The following is a 15584-nucleotide window of genomic DNA, read 5'->3' as shown; positions in this document are numbered from 1 at the left end:
GGCAGGGGGCACATTTCCACCGAAAGTCGGCCGTTCCCGGCAGCCGGTACGCCGTGGATCAGCCGGTGACGACCGCTCCCCGGGTGTCCACCTCGAGGTGGTGCGCGGCCCATCCCCCGGGGCACCGGGCGAGCAGCTCGCGCGGCCCCGTCGACCAGTCCGCCACCGGGTGCACGGGACCGTCGGTGAACACCAGCACGGTCGGACCGGCGCCAGACACGACCGCCGGATGGCCCTCGGCGCGCAGCGCCCGGACCAGGGCCAGGGAGGCGGGCATGGCGGGCTCGCGCTGGTCCTGGTGGAGCAGGTCGCGGGTGGCGCGGTGCAGCAGCTCGGGGCGCCCGGCCAGCGCGGCGACGAGCAGCGCGGCCCGCCCGGCGTTCGCGGCCGCGTCGGCGTGCGGGACCTGAGCCGGCAGCAGACCCCGCGCGACCTCGGTCGCGACCGGGTCGGGCGGCACGAAGACGACCACGGAGACCCGTGGGTCGACGGCTGCACGGGTGGCGTACCACCCGTCGTCGTCGTGCCCGGAGATCACGAAACCGCCGAGGAAGGCCGGCGCCACGTTGTCGGGGTGGCCCTCCAGGTCGGCGGCCAGCGCCAGCACCTGGTCGTCGTCCATGAGCAGGCCGCCGCCGGCGACCAGGCCGCGGGCCAGGGTCACCCCGGCGACGATCGCCGCGGACGACGAGCCGAGGCCGCGGCTGTGCGGGATCACGTTCCTGCACCAGAGTCGCAGGCCGGGCGGTCGGGCGCCCATCTGGTCGAACGCCGCGCGCATGGCCCGGACCACGAGGTGGGTCTCGTCGCGGGGCACCGCGTCGGCGCCCTCGCCGGTCACGTCGATGGTGAGCCCGGACGGGACGACCTCCGCCTCCAGCTCGTCGCGCAGCCTGAGCGCGAGGCCGAGCGCGTCGAAGCCGGGCCCGAGGTTGGCGGACGTCGCCGGCACCGAGACCCGTACGGGTCCGTCGACGAGCTGCGGCATCAGCCGAGCCCGGCGGCCGCGGCGGCCGCGTCCACGTCGGCGTCCACGACGGTGTCGACGAGGTCGCCGAATCCCTCCAGCGCGGTCGCGGTGTCCTTGAGCCCGTGTCCGGTGACGGTGATCGCGACCGTCGCGCCGGCGTACGAGTCGCCCAGCTCGAGGTCTTGCAGCAGGCCCGCGACCCCCGCCGCCGACGCGGGCTCGACGAACACGCCGTCGCGGCGCGCCAGCTCACGCTGCGCCGTGAGGATCTGGTCGTCGGTCAGCGACCGGAACCGGCCCCCGGACTCGGCCGCGGCCTGCTCGGCGAGCCTCCACGAGGCGGGGTTGCCGATGCGGATCGCGGTCGCCTTGGTCTCGGGGCGCGGGAACGGCTGCCCGGTGACCAGCGGAGCTGCGCCCTCGGCCTGGTAGGCGCGCATGACCGGCCTGCGGGTGGCCCGGCCGAGATCGGCGTACTGCCGGTAGCCGAGCCAGTACGCCGAGATGTTGCCGGCGTTGCCGACCGGGAGCAGGTGGAAGTCGGGTGCGTCGCCGAGCCGGTCGACGATCTCGAAGGCCGCGGTCTTCTGCCCCTCGAGCCGGATCGGGTTGACGGAGTTCACCAGCGCCACCGGGTAGTGGTCGGCGAGCGCGCGCGAGAGCCGCAGGCAGTCGTCGAAGTTGCCGCGCACCATGATCACCTGGGCGCCGTGCATGATCGCCTGCGCCATCTTGCCGGCAGCGATCTTGCCCTCGGGGACCAGCACCAGGGGCTTCAGCCCGGCCCGCGCGGCGTACGCCGCCATCGACGCGGAGGTGTTGCCCGTGGACGCGCAGACCACGGCCCGGGCGCCCTCGAGCACGGCCACCGAGATCGCGGTGGTCATGCCGCGGTCCTTGAACGAGCCGGTCGGGTTGTCCCCCTCGACCTTGAGCCAGACCTCGCCACCGGTGGCGTACGAGAGCCACGCCGAGCGGACCAGCGGGGTGCCGCCCTCGCCGAGGGTCACGGTCGGGGTGCCCTCGGGGATGGCGAGCAGCGGGCGGTACTCCTCGATCACGCCGCGCCACTGGTGGGTCGCGGTGGAGGACCTCATTCGTCGCCGCCCTCGACCCGCATCACCGAGGTGACGTCGCGGACGATCTCCATGGTCCGCAGGTGCGCGACCGTGGCGGCCAGCGCCGAGTCGGTGGCCCGGTGCGAGACGACGACGAGGTGCGCGTCGTCCTCGCGGCCCTCCTGCCGGACGGTCTGGATGGACACGCCCTGCTCGGCGAACGCGGTCGCGACCGCGGCCAGCACGCCCGGGCGGTCGTCCACGTCGATGCTCACGTGGTAGCGGGTCAGGGTCTCCCCCATGGGCAGCACCGCGCGGTCGGCGTACGACGACTCCCCCGCGCCGCGGGTCTCCGCGAGCCGGTTGCGGGCCACTGTCACCAGGTCGCCGAGCACCGCGGAGGCGGTGGGCGCACCGCCGGCGCCCGGGCCGTAGAACATCAGCTCGCCGGCCGCCTCGGACTCCACGAACACCGCGTTGAACGCGCCGCGGACCGACGCCAGCGGGTGGGCCCGCGGGATCATCGCCGGGTGCACGCGGGCGCTGACCGCGCCGTCGCGCAGGTCGCAGATCGCGAGCAGCTTGACCACCGCGCCCATCTCGCGGGCGGACTGCACGTCGGCCGCGGTCACCTCGGAGATGCCCTCGCGGTGCACGTCGGCCGCGGTGACCCGGGTGTGGAACGCGAGGCTGGCCAGGATCGCGGCCTTGGCGGCGGCGTCGAAGCCCTCGACGTCGGCGGTCGGGTCGGCCTCGGCGTACCCGAGCTCCTGGGCCTCCTCCAGCGCGTCGGCGAAGCCGGCGCCGGTGGTGTCCATCTGGTCGAGGATGAAGTTGGTGGTGCCGTTGACGATGCCGAGCACCCGGGTGACCGTGTCACCGGCCAGCGACTCACGCAGCGGGCGCAGGATCGGGATCGCGCCGGCGACGGCGGCCTCGTAGTAGAGGTCGCGGCCGGCCTTCTCGGCCGCCTCGAACAGTGTCGAGCCGTCCTCGGCGAGCAGCGCCTTGTTGGCGGTCACCACGGACGCACCGCTCTCGAGGGCGGCCAGGATCAGGGACCGGGCCGGCTCGATGCCGCCGATCACCTCGATCACCAGGTCGACCGGCCCGGCGAAGTCGCCGCGGACCAGGCCCGCGGCGTCGGTCGTGAGCAGGTCGGCCGGGACCTCGACCTCGCGCTGCGCCTCGAGCCGGCGTACGGCGACGCCGACCAGCTCCACCCGCGCCCCCACCCGGGCGGCCAGGTCGCCGGCCTGCTCGGTCAGCAGCCGGACCACCTGCGAACCCACCGAGCCGCAGCCCAGCAGTGCCACCTTGAGGGCCTTGTCACCCTCGCTCACGAGTTGCTCTCCACTCCGACATCCGTCGACAACAGGTCCTCGACAGTCTCCCGGCGTACGACGGTGCGCGCGACCCCGTCCCGAACCGCGATCACCGGCGGCCGGAGCGCGTGGTTGTAGTTGCTGGCCATCGAGCGGCAGTAGGCGCCGGTCCCGGGCACGGCGAGCAGGTCGCCCGCGGCGATGTCACCGGGCACGAACTCGTCCTTCACGACGATGTCGCCGGCCTCGCAGTGCTTGCCGACCACGCGCCCGAGCACCGGCGGCGCGTCGGACCCGCGCGAAGCGAGCGTGCAGGAGTAGTCGGCGTCGTAGAGCGCGGTCCTGATGTTGTCGCTCATGCCGCCGTCGACCGAGACGTAGGTGCGCCGGGCGCCGCCGTCGAGCGCGACCTCCTTGACCGTGCCGACCTCGTAGAGGGTGCACGTGCTCGGGCCGACGATGGCGCGGCCCGGCTCGATCGAGAGCCGCGGCACCGCGACGTCGAGCGCCCGGCACTCGTGCTCGACGATCTTGGTCATCTCGGTCGCGAGCTGCGCCGGCTCGGACGGGTCGTCCTGGGTGGTGTACGCGATGCCGAAGCCGCCGCCGAGGTCGAGCTCGGGCAGGTCGACGCCGAGCTCCTCGGAGATCCGGGCGTGCAGCGCCAGCACCCGGCGGGCCGCGACCTCGAAGCCGCTGGTGTCGAAGATCTGGCTGCCGATGTGGCTGTGCAGGCCGAGCAGCTCGATGCCCGCGGCCGCCTGGAGCCGGCGTACGGCCTCCATCGCGTCGCCGCCGGTGATCGAGAACCCGAACTTCTGGTCCTCGTGTGCAGTGGCGATGTACTCGTGGGTGTGCGCCTCCACACCGGCGGTGACCCGCACCATCACGCGGGCGGTCAGGCCCTCGGCAGCCAGCCGCTCCAGCCGGGCGATCTCGTCGACGCTGTCGACGATGACCCGGCCGACGCCCGCCTCCAGCGCGCGACGCAGCTCGGCGTACGTCTTGTTGTTGCCGTGGTAGCCGATCCGGGCCGGGTCGAAGCCGGCGCGCAGCGCCACGGTCAGCTCGCCGTCGGAGCAGACGTCGATGCTCAGCCCTTCCTCGGCGACCCAGCCGACCACACTGGAGCAGAGAAACGCCTTGCCGGCGTAGTAGACGTCGTAGTCGGCGAACGCCTCCCGGAACGCCCGGGCACGGGAGCGGAAGTCGGCCTCGTCGAGGACGTACGCCGGGGTGCCGTGGTCGCGGGCCAGGTCGGTCATCGCGACGCCGCCGATGGTGAGGACGCCGTCCTCCTTGGTGGCGGTCAGCGACCAGAGGTGGTCGACCAGTGCGTTGGGGTCCACGGGCTCCCGCAGCCACGACGGTCCGCGCAGCGCACCGTCGGCGTGGGCCCAGCCGGCCTCGTGTGCGTGCGGCACCGGATCACATCCGCTCGGGGGCGGAGACGCCGAGCAGCGCGAGGCCGTTGCCGATGACCGTGCGGGTCGCGGCGACCAGCAGCAGCCGCGCCTTGTGCAGCTCGTTCGGCTCCTCGTCGCCCATCGGCAGCACCCGGCAGTTGTCGTAGAAGCGGTGGTACGACGCCGCGGTGTCCTCGAGGTAGCGCGCCACCCGGTGCGGCTCGCGCAGGGTCGCGGCCGAGGCCACCACCCTCGGGAGCTCGGCCAGGGCGCGCAGCAGCTCGCCCTCCTTCTCGTGCACCAGCAGGCTCACGTCCGCGCCGTCGGGGCTGAGGCCGAGGTCCGCGGCGTTGCGCAGCAGCGAGGCGACCCGGGCGTGGGCGTACTGGACGTAGTAGACCGGGTTCTCGTTGGAGGCCTTGGCCCACAGGTCGAGGTCGATGTCGATGGTGCTGTCGGTGGAGTAGCGGGCCAGCGCGTAGCGGGCCGCGTCCTTGCCGACCGCCTCGACCAGGTCCTCGAGCGTGATCACCGTGCCGGCCCGCTTCGACATCCGGAGCGGGGCGCCGTCGGAGAGCAGGTTGACCATCTGGCCGATCATGATCTCGAGGTTGACGTGCGGGGTGTCGCCGAACGCGGCGCACATCGCCATCATCCGGGCGACGTACCCGTGGTGGTCGGCGCCGAGCATGATGAAGCAGCGGTCGAACCCGCGCTCCCGCTTGTCGAGGTAGTAGGCGAGGTCGCCGGAGAGGTAGGCGGGCTCGCCGTTCGACCGGACGATCACCCGGTCCTTGTCGTCGCCGTACTGCTCGGTGCGCAGCCACAGCGCGCCGTCGTGCTCGTAGACGTTGCCGAGCTCGGTGAGCCGGTCGATCGCCTTCTGCACGGCACCGGACTTGTGCAGGTTGTCCTCGTGGAAGTAGACGTCGAAGTCCACCCCGAAGTCGTGCATCGACTGCTTGATCTCGTCGAACATCAGGTTGACGCCGATCTCGCGGAAGACCTCCTGGGCCTCCGCGTCGGGCAGGTCCGCGGCGTCCGGTCGCTGCGCGAGGACCTGGCCGGCGATCTCCCCGATGTAGTCGCCGCCGTACCCGTCCTCGGGGACCGCCCGGCCGCGCGCGTTGGCGAGCAGCGAGCGCGAGAACCGGTCGATCTGGGCGCCGTGGTCGTTGAAGTAGTACTCGCGGGTGACCGCGGCGCCGGAGAACTCCAGCACCCGGCCGAGCGCGTCTCCGACCGCCGCCCAGCGGGTGCCGCCGATGTGCAGCGGGCCGGTCGGGTTCGCGGACACGAACTCGAGGTTGATCTTCTCGCCGGCGAACGCGTCGTTGCGGCCGTACGCCGCGCCGGCCGCGACCACGTCGGCCGCCACCTTGCCCTGGCTACCGGCGTCGACCCGGATGTTGAGGAAGCCGGGCCCGGCGATCTCGACCTCGCCGATGCCGTCCGCGCTCTCAAGCTCCTTGGCCAGCAGGGCGGCGAGGTCGCGCGGCGCCATGCCCGCCTTCTTGCCGAGCTGGAGCGCGACGTTCGTGGCGTAGTCGCCGTGCTCACGGACCTTGGGTCGCTCCACCGTCACCGCCTGCGGCACTCCGTCCGGCAGGGTCACGTCGCCGCGCTCGACGAGCGTGGTCAGGGCGTGGACGAGGGTGGTCGAGAGCTGCTCCGGGGTCACCGCACCAGCCTATCCGCGCGGCCCGGGCCGCCTCACACCGATATCGGCTGCTGGCACGCGGGCCTCCCGCGGCTCGCCGCGGGGCTGGTTTCGGCGTGCGGGCGTCGGGGTTGTAGGGTTCTTCCCACCCGGGCCCCCGTAGCTCAGGGGATAGAGCACCGCCCTCCGGAGGCGGGAGCGTAGGTTCGAATCCTACCGGGGGTACTCCTTCACGTTGCTGTGCCGAGCACCGCGCTCCACCCGACGATCACCACGCACCGGTTCATCGGTTGACCGGTGGATCGTGAGGTCCGGAACCAGGTCAGCGGTCGCTGGCCAGGAGGTGCCGTACGGCGGCACTGGCGGTCGGCACGGCCAGCAGCACCTCGCCCTGGGCACAGCGGGCGACGAGGTCCGGCAACGAGCCGCCGAGGCGGCCCTTGGCGAGGTAGCCGGTGGCGCCGGCGCGCAGCATCTCGAGCACCCGCACGGTGCCCACCTCGGCCGAGACGGCGATCACCACCGGCCCGCCCTCGGGGGCGGAGGTGAGACGCCGGGCGGCGTCGGGGCCGCCCTCCTCCATCCGCACGTCGAGCAGCACCACGTCGGCCTGGTGCCGGGCAACCACGTCGGGAAGCCCCCGGCCGGTGGCCACGGCCGCGACCACCTGGAACCGGTGGTCGGCGCGCAGCACGTCGACGAGAGCGGAACGCATCATGTCGTCGTCATCGGCCACGACGACGCGGTGCACGGCCATGACTCTCCTCGGGACCCGGAACTGCCGACCCCTCATCCTCACCCGGGCGAAAGCGCTTAACAGCCCACCCCGCGCACTAGGCGTCTAGTACGTTGGCGCTACGAGAGGCGAGTGCACGCCGTCCAGAACCGGCGGCCGGTCGAGGGGGCACGAAGATGTCGCAGTCACCGACGGGGGCGCGCACCGCGGAGACCGTGCGGGTCGCCATCGTCGACGACCACGCCGTCCTCGCCTCCAGTCTCGGCATGGTGCTCGACGCGGAGCCCGACCTCGAGGCCGTGGGCACGGCCGCCTCGCTCGAGAAGGCCCGCGCGCTCCTCGCCACCTCCTCCCCCGACGTCGTGCTGCTCGACCACCGCCTCCCCGACGGCGACGGCGTCGCCGCGATCGGCGACCTGCGCCGGGTCGCGCCCGAGGCGCGGTTCGTGGTGCTGACCGCCTCCACCGCCGACCACGTGCTGGTGGCCGCGATCGAGGCCGGCGCGTCCGGCTTCGTGTCCAAGACCCGCGACCTCGGCGACGTGACCCAGGCGGTCCGGGCCGCGGCCGCCGGCGAGTCCGTGATCTCGCCCGAGATGCTGGCCCGCCTGCTCCCCCGCCTGCGTGCCACCGAGCCGCAGCCCCACGACAGCCTGACCGAGCGCGAGCGCGAGGTGCTGACACTGCTGGCCGAGGGCCTGTCCAACGCCGCGATCGCGGACCGGCTCGTGGTCAGCGTGCACACGGTCCGCAACCACGTCGCCAACCTGTCGGCGAAGCTCGGCGCGCACTCCAAGCTCGAGGCGCTGGCGATCGCGGTCCGCGAGGGGCTGCTCCCGCCGTCCTGACGGGCCGCCGCCGGGACCCGCCGTACGGCGATCTTCCGGCCCGGTGCACGGCCGTCTAGTACGTCGGGACCAGTCGGATCCGCCACATCCGTCCCATGTGACCGCTGGTGCCAGCGAGACAGAATTGCGGATGTCGGTCCACTTCACCTGGTGCTGACATCCTCCAGCGCTCGACCCGGTGGTCGTCCCCCGTGGCACGGCTCGCTGTGCCTGACCGCCGGGTCGAGCCCGCACCCGTCCCGTGGCCCTCGGGCCAGGGCTCAGCAGCTGCGGATCGTGGCGTCCTTGCGGGCGTCGTGCCCGTAGCGGCGGGCCTGGGACCGGTTCGGGAAGACGACGCTGGCCCCGCCGACGTTGCCGATGCCCCCGAGGACCACGCAGGTGGTGATCCTGCCCGGCCTGACCTGGGTGATTGCCTGCGCGATCCGGTAGAGCTCCGCCGGCGGGACCTGCGCGTCCATGTTCGTGAGCACGGCGAGCACACCCTTCTCGATGAACCCGGGCTTCGCCTGCTTCGCCCGGATCTTCGCGTGGATCGCCCGGATCGTGCGTTGCTGGTTCGCCGAGCGGTCGAAGTCGCCGCGCAGCAGCGCCTTGCGGGTCCGCGAGAACGCCAGGGCCCCCATCCCGCCGACCTGCTGCCGACCCTTCCTGAAGCCCTGCGGTCGCAGGTGCGGGTCGGAGAACGCGACCGGTGAGCTGATGGTGATCGGTCCGATCGCGTCGACCATGTGCCGCAGCCCCCAGAAGCTGCTGACCATCACGTAGTCGGGCTCGATGCCGACCAGGTCGCCCACGGCCTTCGCCATCAGCTTCGGGCCGCCGAAGTACATCGCGGCAGTGATCTTCTCGTTGCCGTGGCCGGGGATGCCCACCCAGGAGTCGCGGGGTACGCCGATCGAGGTGGCGGCCCCGGTCCGGGTGTTGATGCCGACCAGCTGGATCGCGTCGGCGCGGCTGCGGGTGACGCTCTGGCCCGGCCGGGCGTCGGATCCGAGCGCGAGGATCCAGATCACGTCGGGCGACAGGTCGACGCCCTCGGCGCGCGGCACCCGCACCAGTGCGGAGTCGGTCGGGTTCACCGATGAGTTCGGCACGAGCAGCATGGTCAGCGCGAGCACCACGCCGAGCGCGGCGGTGCGCAGCGACCGGACCAGGACGGGACGGGTGGTCACGACGCCTCCACTCCCTTGCGGGGCCGGGTGGACCGGACCATGTCGAAGCCGAACACCCTCCATCTCCCCTGGGTGCGCGTGAGGAGGAGCCGGCCGCGGACGTCGACACGGCGGGCGATGTCACCGGTGGTGTCGTAGACCAGACGGAACCGTGCGGTCGCACCGGCCGGCCGGCGCTTCGGGCTGAACACGTCGACCCGCACGACCTTCCGCACGGCCTCGACGCCGTCGATGTTGTCGACGAGCAGCGCGTTGCTGGTCAGCGTCCGCTCGCGCTTCGCGAGCCGCCGCGCGCCGACGGTGAAGCCGGGCCAGGCGTCCCCGATGTGCTTGCGCGGGTAGTCGCCTCCGAGGTACGCCGCGTCGAACCAGCGGTCGACCACCGCGCCGACGTCACGGGCGACCACCCGCCGCTTCCGCTTCGACAGCTCGCCGGCGACGGTCATCACCCGCGACTGCACCTTCATCTCCGGTGCCGGCTGTGCGGTGGCGTCCGAGGACGGCGAGTCCGAGGCCTCGTCTCCGTCGTCGTCCCCGGAGCAGGCACCGGCGGTCAGGGCCAGCGCCAGCAGGACGGCGGCGGTCGACGTACGCCGGGAGGCAGGTCGTGGCATGGCGGTCTCCGGGTCGGGGTCGGTGCGCCCCCACCATGCAACACACCACCACCCGAACCGACCATTGGGGTGCGTGTCACCGGCCGGCACCAGGTGCGGGTTGGTCAGCCTTGCCTTGCTTGCGGGGTCGTCCGGGCTGGCCGACGATTTCGGACATGACCGAGGGAGCCAGCGACGTCGACGCACCGATCGGACCGCACGAGGACGAACCGCACGACGCGAGCTTCGGGACCCGCCTGAACTGGCTGCGGGCCGCGGTGCTCGGCGCCAACGACGGCATCGTCTCCACCGCCGGCCTCGTGGTCGGCGTCGCTGGCGCGACCACCAACCGCACCGCGATCCTCGTCGCTGGTGTCGCCGGCCTGTTCGCCGGCGCGCTGAGCATGGCGGCGGGCGAGTACGTCTCGGTCAGCACCCAGCGCGACTCCGAGAAGGCGCTGCTGGAGAAGGAGCGTCGCGAGCTCGCCGAGACGCCCGAGGAGGAGCTCGCCGAGCTGGCCGGTCTGTACGTCCAGAAGGGGTTGACCGACGAGCTGGCCCTCGAGGTGGCCCAGCAGCTGACCGAGCACGACGCGCTCGGCGCGCACGCCGAGGCCGAGCTCGGCATCGACCCCGACGACCTCACCAACCCCTGGCACGCGGCCTGGGCGTCGATGGTGGCGTTCACCGCCGGCGCGCTGCTGCCGCTGCTGACGATCGTCCTGGTGCCCGACGGCGCCCGGGTTCCCGTGACGATGCTCACAGTCGTCGTGGCCCTGGCCGGGACCGGCTGGCTGAGCGCCACCCTGGGTGCCAGCCCGGTCGGCAAGGCGGTGGTCCGCAACGTCGGCGGCGGCCTGTTGGCCATGCTGGTGACCTACCTCATCGGCACCCTCGTGGGTGGCCAGGTCGGCTGACGGAACAGGGGTGTTGTCCGGGGGTGGGCCGCGTCTGCATTTGTTGCGGATGGGGTCTAGCCTTGACGTCTGAACAAACCCACCTGAATAGCCGCACCGGAAGAGGCGAACCAAGCCGTGGCTGAGTCTTCTCAGAACAACCCACTCGCAGACTTCGGAGCCAACGACTGGCTCGTCGAGGAGATGTACGACAAGTACACGAAGGACCCCGCCTCGGTGGGCCCCGAGTGGACGGCGTACTTCCAGGCCAACGGAAGCGGTGCGAACGGGTCGACCGCGACCCAGCAGTCGACGCAGCAGTCGACCCAGCAGGGCGCGCAGGCGAGCACGAAGACCGAGGAGCGACCGGCCGCGCAGCAGGCTCCTGCGGAGGCGGCGCCGGCGAGGACCGAGCCCGCCGAGGCCCAGCCCGCGAAGGCCCAGCCCGCGATGACCGGTACGGCCGCGACCTCCCCCGCCCCGGCCGCCAAGCCGCGCCCCGACTCCGCAGCGGACGAGCCGTCCAAGGGCACCACCTCGCCCGAGTCGCGCGACGCGAAGCCGACCGCCAAGGCCGAGGCCACCGACCAGCCCGAGCTCACGGTCCTGCGGGGCGCCCCGATGCGCACCGCGCAGAACATGGACATCTCGCTGAGCGTCCCGACCGCGACCTCGGTCCGCTCGGTGCCGGTGAAGCTGCTGTGGGACAACCGCACGGTCATCAACAACCACCTCGCCCGCGCCCGCGGCGGCAAGGTCAGCTTCACCCACATCATCGGCTACGCGCTGGTCAAGGCGCTGCGCGCGATGCCCGAGATGAACGTCGGGTACGACGTGATCGACGGCAAGCCGAACCTCATCACCCCGGCCCACATCAACCTCGGCCTCGCGATCGACATGCAGAAGCCCGACGGCACCCGCCAGCTGCTGGTGCCGTCGATCAAGGCCGCCGAGACCATGGACTTCGCCGGCTTCTGGACGGCGTACGAAGAGGTCGTCCGCAAGGCCCGCAACAACAAGCTCACGGTCGCCGACTTCCAGGGCACCACGATCTCGCTCACCAACCCGGGCACGATCGGCACCAACCACTCGGTCCCGCGCCTGATGAAGGGCCAGGGCGCGATCATCGGCGTCGGCGCGATGGAGTACCCCCCGGAGTGGCAGGGGGCCTCTGACGAGGCGCTGGCGCGCAACGCGATCAGCAAGGTCATGACGCTGACGTCGACGTACGACCACCGCGTCATCCAGGGCGCGCAGTCCGGCGACTTCCTGCGCCGCGTGCACGCACTGCTGCTCGGCGAGGGCGGGTTCTACGACGAGATCTTCCGCTCGCTGCGGATCCCCTACGAGCCGATCCGCTGGTCCAAGGACATCGCGACGTCGCACGACGACGACATCAGCAAGCAGGCCCGGATCCTCGAGCTTATCCACGCCTACCGCGTGCGCGGCCACATGATGGCCGACACCGACCCGCTCGAGTACAAGCAGCGCAGCCACCCCGACCTCGAGGTGGAGTCGCACGGCCTGACCCTGTGGGACCTCGACCGCGAGTTCGCCACCGGCTCGTTCGGCGGCGAGGGCCGGCGCTTCATGAAGCTGCGCCACATCCTCGGCATCCTGCGTGACTCCTACTGCCGCACCACCGGCATCGAGTACATGCACATCCAGGACCCCGAGCAGCGCCGCTGGATCCAGGAGCGGGTCGAGCAGCCGCACGTGAAGCCGCCCCGCGAGGAGCAGCTGCGGATCCTGCTGAAGCTCAACCAGGCCGAGGCGTTCGAGACCTTCCTGCAGACCAAGTTCGTCGGCCAGAAGCGGTTCAGCCTCGAGGGTGGCGAGACCACCGTCCCGGTGATCGACGAGATCTGCGAGGCCGCCGCCGAGACCGGCCTCGACGAGGTCACCATCGGCATGGCGCACCGCGGCCGCCTCAACGTGCTGGCCAACATCGTCGGCAAGAAGTACTCCCAGATCTTCCGGGAGTTCGAGGGCAACATCGACCCGCGCACCGTCCAGGGCTCCGGCGACGTGAAGTACCACCTCGGCGCCGAGGGCGAGTTCATCGCCGACTCCGGCGACAAGATCAAGGTGTCGGTCGCCGCGAACCCGTCGCACCTCGAGGCGGTCGACCCGGTGCTCGAGGGCATCGCCCGGGCCAAGCAGGACGTGCTCGACCGTGGTGCGGCGTACCCCGTGCTCCCGCTGCTCGTGCACGGCGACGCCGCGTTCGCGGGACAGGGCGTGGTCGCCGAGACCCTGAACCTGTCGCAGCTGCGCGGCTACCGCACCGGCGGCACCATCCACGTGGTCGTCAACAACCAGGTCGGGTTCACCACCTCGCCCGGCTCCTCGCGCTCGTCGCTCTACTGCACCGACGTCGCGCGGATGGTCCAGGCGCCGATCTTCCACGTCAACGGCGACGACCCGGAGGCGTGCATCCGCGTCGCCCGGCTCGCCTTCGAGTACCGCCAGGCGTTCAACAAGGACGTCGTCATCGACCTCGTCTGCTACCGCCGGCGCGGTCACAACGAGGGCGACGACCCGTCGTACACCCAGCCGCTGATGTACGACCTCATCGAGCAGAAGCGCTCGGTCCGCAAGCTCTACACCGAGTCGCTCATCGGTCGTGGCGACATCACGATCGAAGAGGCCGAGCAGGTCCTCAAGGACTACCAGCAGCAGTTGGAGCGGGTCTTCACCGAGGTCCGCGAGGCCACCGGCGCACCGGACGAGTGGACCACGGTCCCCGACTACCCGGAGAAGCCGGCCGGCGAGACGACCACCGCGGTCAGCAACGAGGTGATGAAGCGGATCGCCGACGCCTACACCACGCCTCCGGACGGCTTCACCGTGCACCCGAAGGTGATGCCGCAGCTGCAGCGCCGCGCCGCGGCGATCACCGAAGGCCCGATCGACTGGGGCACCGGCGAGATCCTCGCGTTCGGCGCGCTGCTCATGGAGGGCCGCCCGGTCCGCCTGTCCGGCCAGGACTCCCGCCGCGGCACGTTCGTGCAGCGGTTCGCCACGATCATCGACCGGCACAACGCCGACGAGTGGACCCCGCTGAGCACGCTCACCGAGGACCAGGCCCGGTTCCACGTCTACGACTCGCTGCTCTCGGAGTACGCCGCCCTCGGGTTCGAGTACGGCTACTCCGTCGCCCGTCCGGACGCGCTGGTCCTGTGGGAGGCGCAGTTCGGTGACTTCGTCAACGGCGCGCAGACCGTGATCGACGAGTTCATCAGCTCCGGCGAGACCAAGTGGCGCCAGCAGTCGGGCGTCGTGATGCTGCTGCCGCACGGCTACGAGGGCCAGGGCCCCGACCACTCCTCCGCACGCATCGAGCGGTTCCTGACGATGTGCGCCGAGGACACCATGGTGGTGGCGCAGCCGTCGACCCCGGCGTCGTACTTCCACCTGCTGCGGCGGCACTCGCTCGGCGAGGAGCACCGCCCGCTGGTCGTGTTCACCCCGAAGTCGATGCTCAAGCGCAAGGAGGCCGCGTCGCAGCCCGGTGACTTCACCGAGGGCAGCTTCCGGCCGCTGATCGGCGACACCCAGGCACAGGACGACCAGGTCCGCACGCTGCTGCTGTGCTCCGGCCGCATCACCTGGGACCTCATGGTCGCCCGGGCGAAGCGCGAGGACGCCGCGTCGGTGGCGATCGCCCGGATCGAGCAGCTCTACCCCTCGCCGTACGACCAGATCGTGGCGGAGGCGAAGCGCTACCCCAACCTCGAGGCGATCCGCTGGGTGCAGGACGAGCCCGCCAACATGGGTCCGTGGCCGCACTTCCAGCTCAACGTCTGGCCGCACGTGGCCGGCGAGCTCGGGATCACCGTCGAGCGGGTGTCGCGCGACCCCTCGGCCTCGCCGTCGGTGGGTGTCGCGAAGCGCCACCAGGAGGAGCAGAAGGACCTGCTGGCGCGGGCGTTCGCGGAGCCGAACCCGCGCCAGGCGGCCACCGAGCAGTACTGATGTACTTCACGGACCGCGGGATCGAGGAGCTCCTGAAACGTCGGGGCGACGACGAGTTCACGTGTGAGTGGCTCGCCGAGCGGCTGCAGGAGTTCACCGACACGCACCCGGAGTTCGAGACCGCGGTCGAGCGGTTCGCGACCTGGCTGGCCCGGCTCGACGACCCCGAGGACTGACGTGCCCCATCCCCCGGCGCCGTGGCGGCTGCACGGCGACATGTGGCTGTCCCTGTTCCGGGTGCGCCGCGTCTCCACGCACCGGGACGGGCTGTACGGCGCCGCCTGGGTGCGCTACCGCGAGCCGTCGTCGCTGACGTACCACGAGCTGCTGGTGGCCCGGCTCGCCGATGTGCCCCAGAGGCGGGTGCCGGTCACCATCACGATCACCGAGATCTGGGTCGACTCCCCCGACTCGCTCGAGGGCGGCCGGGCCCTGTGGGCGATCCCCAAGGACCTGGCCGACTTCGGCCTGGACTCGTCCGCCTCCGGCCCTGTGCGCCGTACGTCGTGGCACGCGGGGCTCGACAACCGCCCGATCGCCGGCGCCCGGTTCACCGACGTCTCGGCGCTGGCCCCGCCGGTGCCGTTCCGGTTCCGCACCCACCAGACGCACGACGAGCGCACCGGCGGCCCCACCGGCACCCTGGTCGAGGCCCGCGTCGCCGGCCGCGGCCGGGCTCTCCCGGCCCGCTCGCACTGGGAGTTCGCCCCCAACGGCCCGCTCGCCCACCTCGCCGGCGCTCGCCCCGTCGCCTCCTTCACGATCACGGACTTCGCCCTCACCTTCGGCTGACCAACCCCGCCGAGGTGCCCCGAATTGCGCGCCGAAGGGCCACTTCTTGCGGGGCGAGGGGCCACTTCTTGCGCAGGAGCTGGCCTCTCGACGCGCAAGACCTGGCCTCTCGCGCAAGACCGGGCACCTCGGCCAGCAAGACCGGGC

13 protein-coding genes and 1 tRNA gene are annotated in these 15584 nt (G+C 72.0%); 6 read left to right on the top strand and 8 right to left on the bottom strand.

Going from position 1 to position 15584, the window contains the following annotated elements; genetic code table 11:
- Window positions 1-58: 58 nt before the first annotated feature.
- From thrB to argS, 5 genes are read right to left on the bottom strand one after another with little or no spacing between them, the layout of a single operon-like run.
- Entirely contained in the window at window positions 59-988 is a 930-nt protein-coding gene (gene thrB, locus EKO23_RS08940) for a homoserine kinase (protein WP_134716369.1), read from the bottom strand.
- Window positions 988-2067: a threonine synthase gene (thrC, locus tag EKO23_RS08935; RefSeq protein ID WP_134716367.1), complete on the bottom strand. Its 1080-nt coding sequence runs from the start codon at window positions 2065-2067 to the stop codon at window positions 988-990. Before thrC ends, thrB begins: the two co-directional genes overlap by 1 nt.
- Window positions 2064-3371 carry a homoserine dehydrogenase gene (locus tag EKO23_RS08930; protein ID WP_134716365.1) on the bottom strand — a complete coding sequence of 436 codons (1308 nt, stop codon included), beginning with the start codon at window positions 3369-3371 and terminating at the stop codon, window positions 2064-2066. The genes thrC and EKO23_RS08930 overlap by 4 nt, the downstream gene beginning before the upstream one ends.
- On the bottom strand, window positions 3368-4777 hold the full coding sequence (gene lysA, locus EKO23_RS08925; protein ID WP_134716363.1) for a diaminopimelate decarboxylase: 1410 nt from the start codon (window positions 4775-4777) through the stop codon (window positions 3368-3370). The genes EKO23_RS08930 and lysA overlap by 4 nt, the downstream gene beginning before the upstream one ends.
- Before the next feature lie 4 nt (window positions 4778-4781).
- Window positions 4782-6440 (bottom strand): arginine--tRNA ligase, encoded by a 1659-nt coding sequence (gene argS, locus EKO23_RS08920; RefSeq protein ID WP_134716361.1) that lies wholly within the window; start codon window positions 6438-6440, stop codon window positions 4782-4784.
- Window positions 6441-6572: 132 nt separating this feature from the next.
- On the opposite strand from argS, the gene EKO23_RS08915 reads away from it, so the two are divergent.
- Window positions 6573-6644 (top strand) — tRNA-Arg (locus tag EKO23_RS08915).
- Between the two features lie 97 nt (window positions 6645-6741).
- Here EKO23_RS08915 and EKO23_RS08910 read toward each other — a convergent pair.
- Complete coding sequence (locus EKO23_RS08910) at window positions 6742-7176, bottom strand: response regulator (protein ID WP_167880389.1); 435 nt, start codon at window positions 7174-7176, stop codon at window positions 6742-6744.
- A gap of 155 nt (window positions 7177-7331) precedes the next feature.
- Here EKO23_RS08910 and EKO23_RS08905 point away from each other — a divergent pair, with 155 nt between their 5' ends.
- Window positions 7332-8003 carry a response regulator gene (locus EKO23_RS08905; protein WP_134716357.1) on the top strand — a complete coding sequence of 224 codons (672 nt, stop codon included), beginning with the start codon at window positions 7332-7334 and terminating at the stop codon, window positions 8001-8003.
- Between the two features lie 260 nt (window positions 8004-8263).
- Here the strand turns inward: EKO23_RS08905 and EKO23_RS08900 are convergent, their stop codons facing one another.
- Both EKO23_RS08900 and EKO23_RS08895 read right to left on the bottom strand, forming a co-directional pair.
- The gene (locus EKO23_RS08900) at window positions 8264-9178 is read right to left on the bottom strand and encodes an LCP family protein (RefSeq protein ID WP_246050981.1); all 915 of its coding nucleotides are present in this window, start codon (window positions 9176-9178) and stop codon (window positions 8264-8266) included.
- Window positions 9175-9792 carry a hypothetical protein gene (locus EKO23_RS08895; protein ID WP_134716353.1) on the bottom strand — a complete coding sequence of 206 codons (618 nt, stop codon included), beginning with the start codon at window positions 9790-9792 and terminating at the stop codon, window positions 9175-9177. The genes EKO23_RS08900 and EKO23_RS08895 overlap by 4 nt, the downstream gene beginning before the upstream one ends.
- Before the next feature lie 155 nt (window positions 9793-9947).
- On the opposite strand from EKO23_RS08895, the gene EKO23_RS08890 reads away from it, so the two are divergent.
- The 4 genes from EKO23_RS08890 to EKO23_RS08880 all read left to right on the top strand — a co-directional run bounded on the left by EKO23_RS08890 (window position 9948) and on the right by EKO23_RS08880 (window position 15437).
- Window positions 9948-10688 carry a VIT1/CCC1 transporter family protein gene (locus EKO23_RS08890; RefSeq protein WP_134716352.1) on the top strand — a complete coding sequence of 247 codons (741 nt, stop codon included), beginning with the start codon at window positions 9948-9950 and terminating at the stop codon, window positions 10686-10688.
- Window positions 10689-10805: 117 nt separating this feature from the next.
- Entirely contained in the window at window positions 10806-14645 is a 3840-nt protein-coding gene (locus EKO23_RS08885; RefSeq protein WP_175582679.1) for a multifunctional oxoglutarate decarboxylase/oxoglutarate dehydrogenase thiamine pyrophosphate-binding subunit/dihydrolipoyllysine-residue succinyltransferase subunit, read from the top strand.
- Entirely contained in the window at window positions 14645-14821 is a 177-nt protein-coding gene (locus EKO23_RS25165) for a DUF6104 family protein (protein WP_167880388.1), read from the top strand. Before EKO23_RS08885 ends, EKO23_RS25165 begins: the two co-directional genes overlap by 1 nt.
- A 1-nt stretch (window position 14822) precedes the next feature.
- On the top strand, window positions 14823-15437 hold the full coding sequence (locus EKO23_RS08880) for an acetoacetate decarboxylase family protein (protein ID WP_134716348.1): 615 nt from the start codon (window positions 14823-14825) through the stop codon (window positions 15435-15437).
- Window positions 15438-15584: the final 147 nt, after the last annotated feature.

The sequence above is a fragment of the Nocardioides guangzhouensis genome (genome assembly GCF_004519545.1).
In the GTDB taxonomy this organism is placed as follows: domain Bacteria; phylum Actinomycetota; class Actinomycetes; order Propionibacteriales; family Nocardioidaceae; genus Nocardioides; species Nocardioides guangzhouensis.
This window is presented reverse-complemented; position numbering and strand designations above follow the sequence as displayed.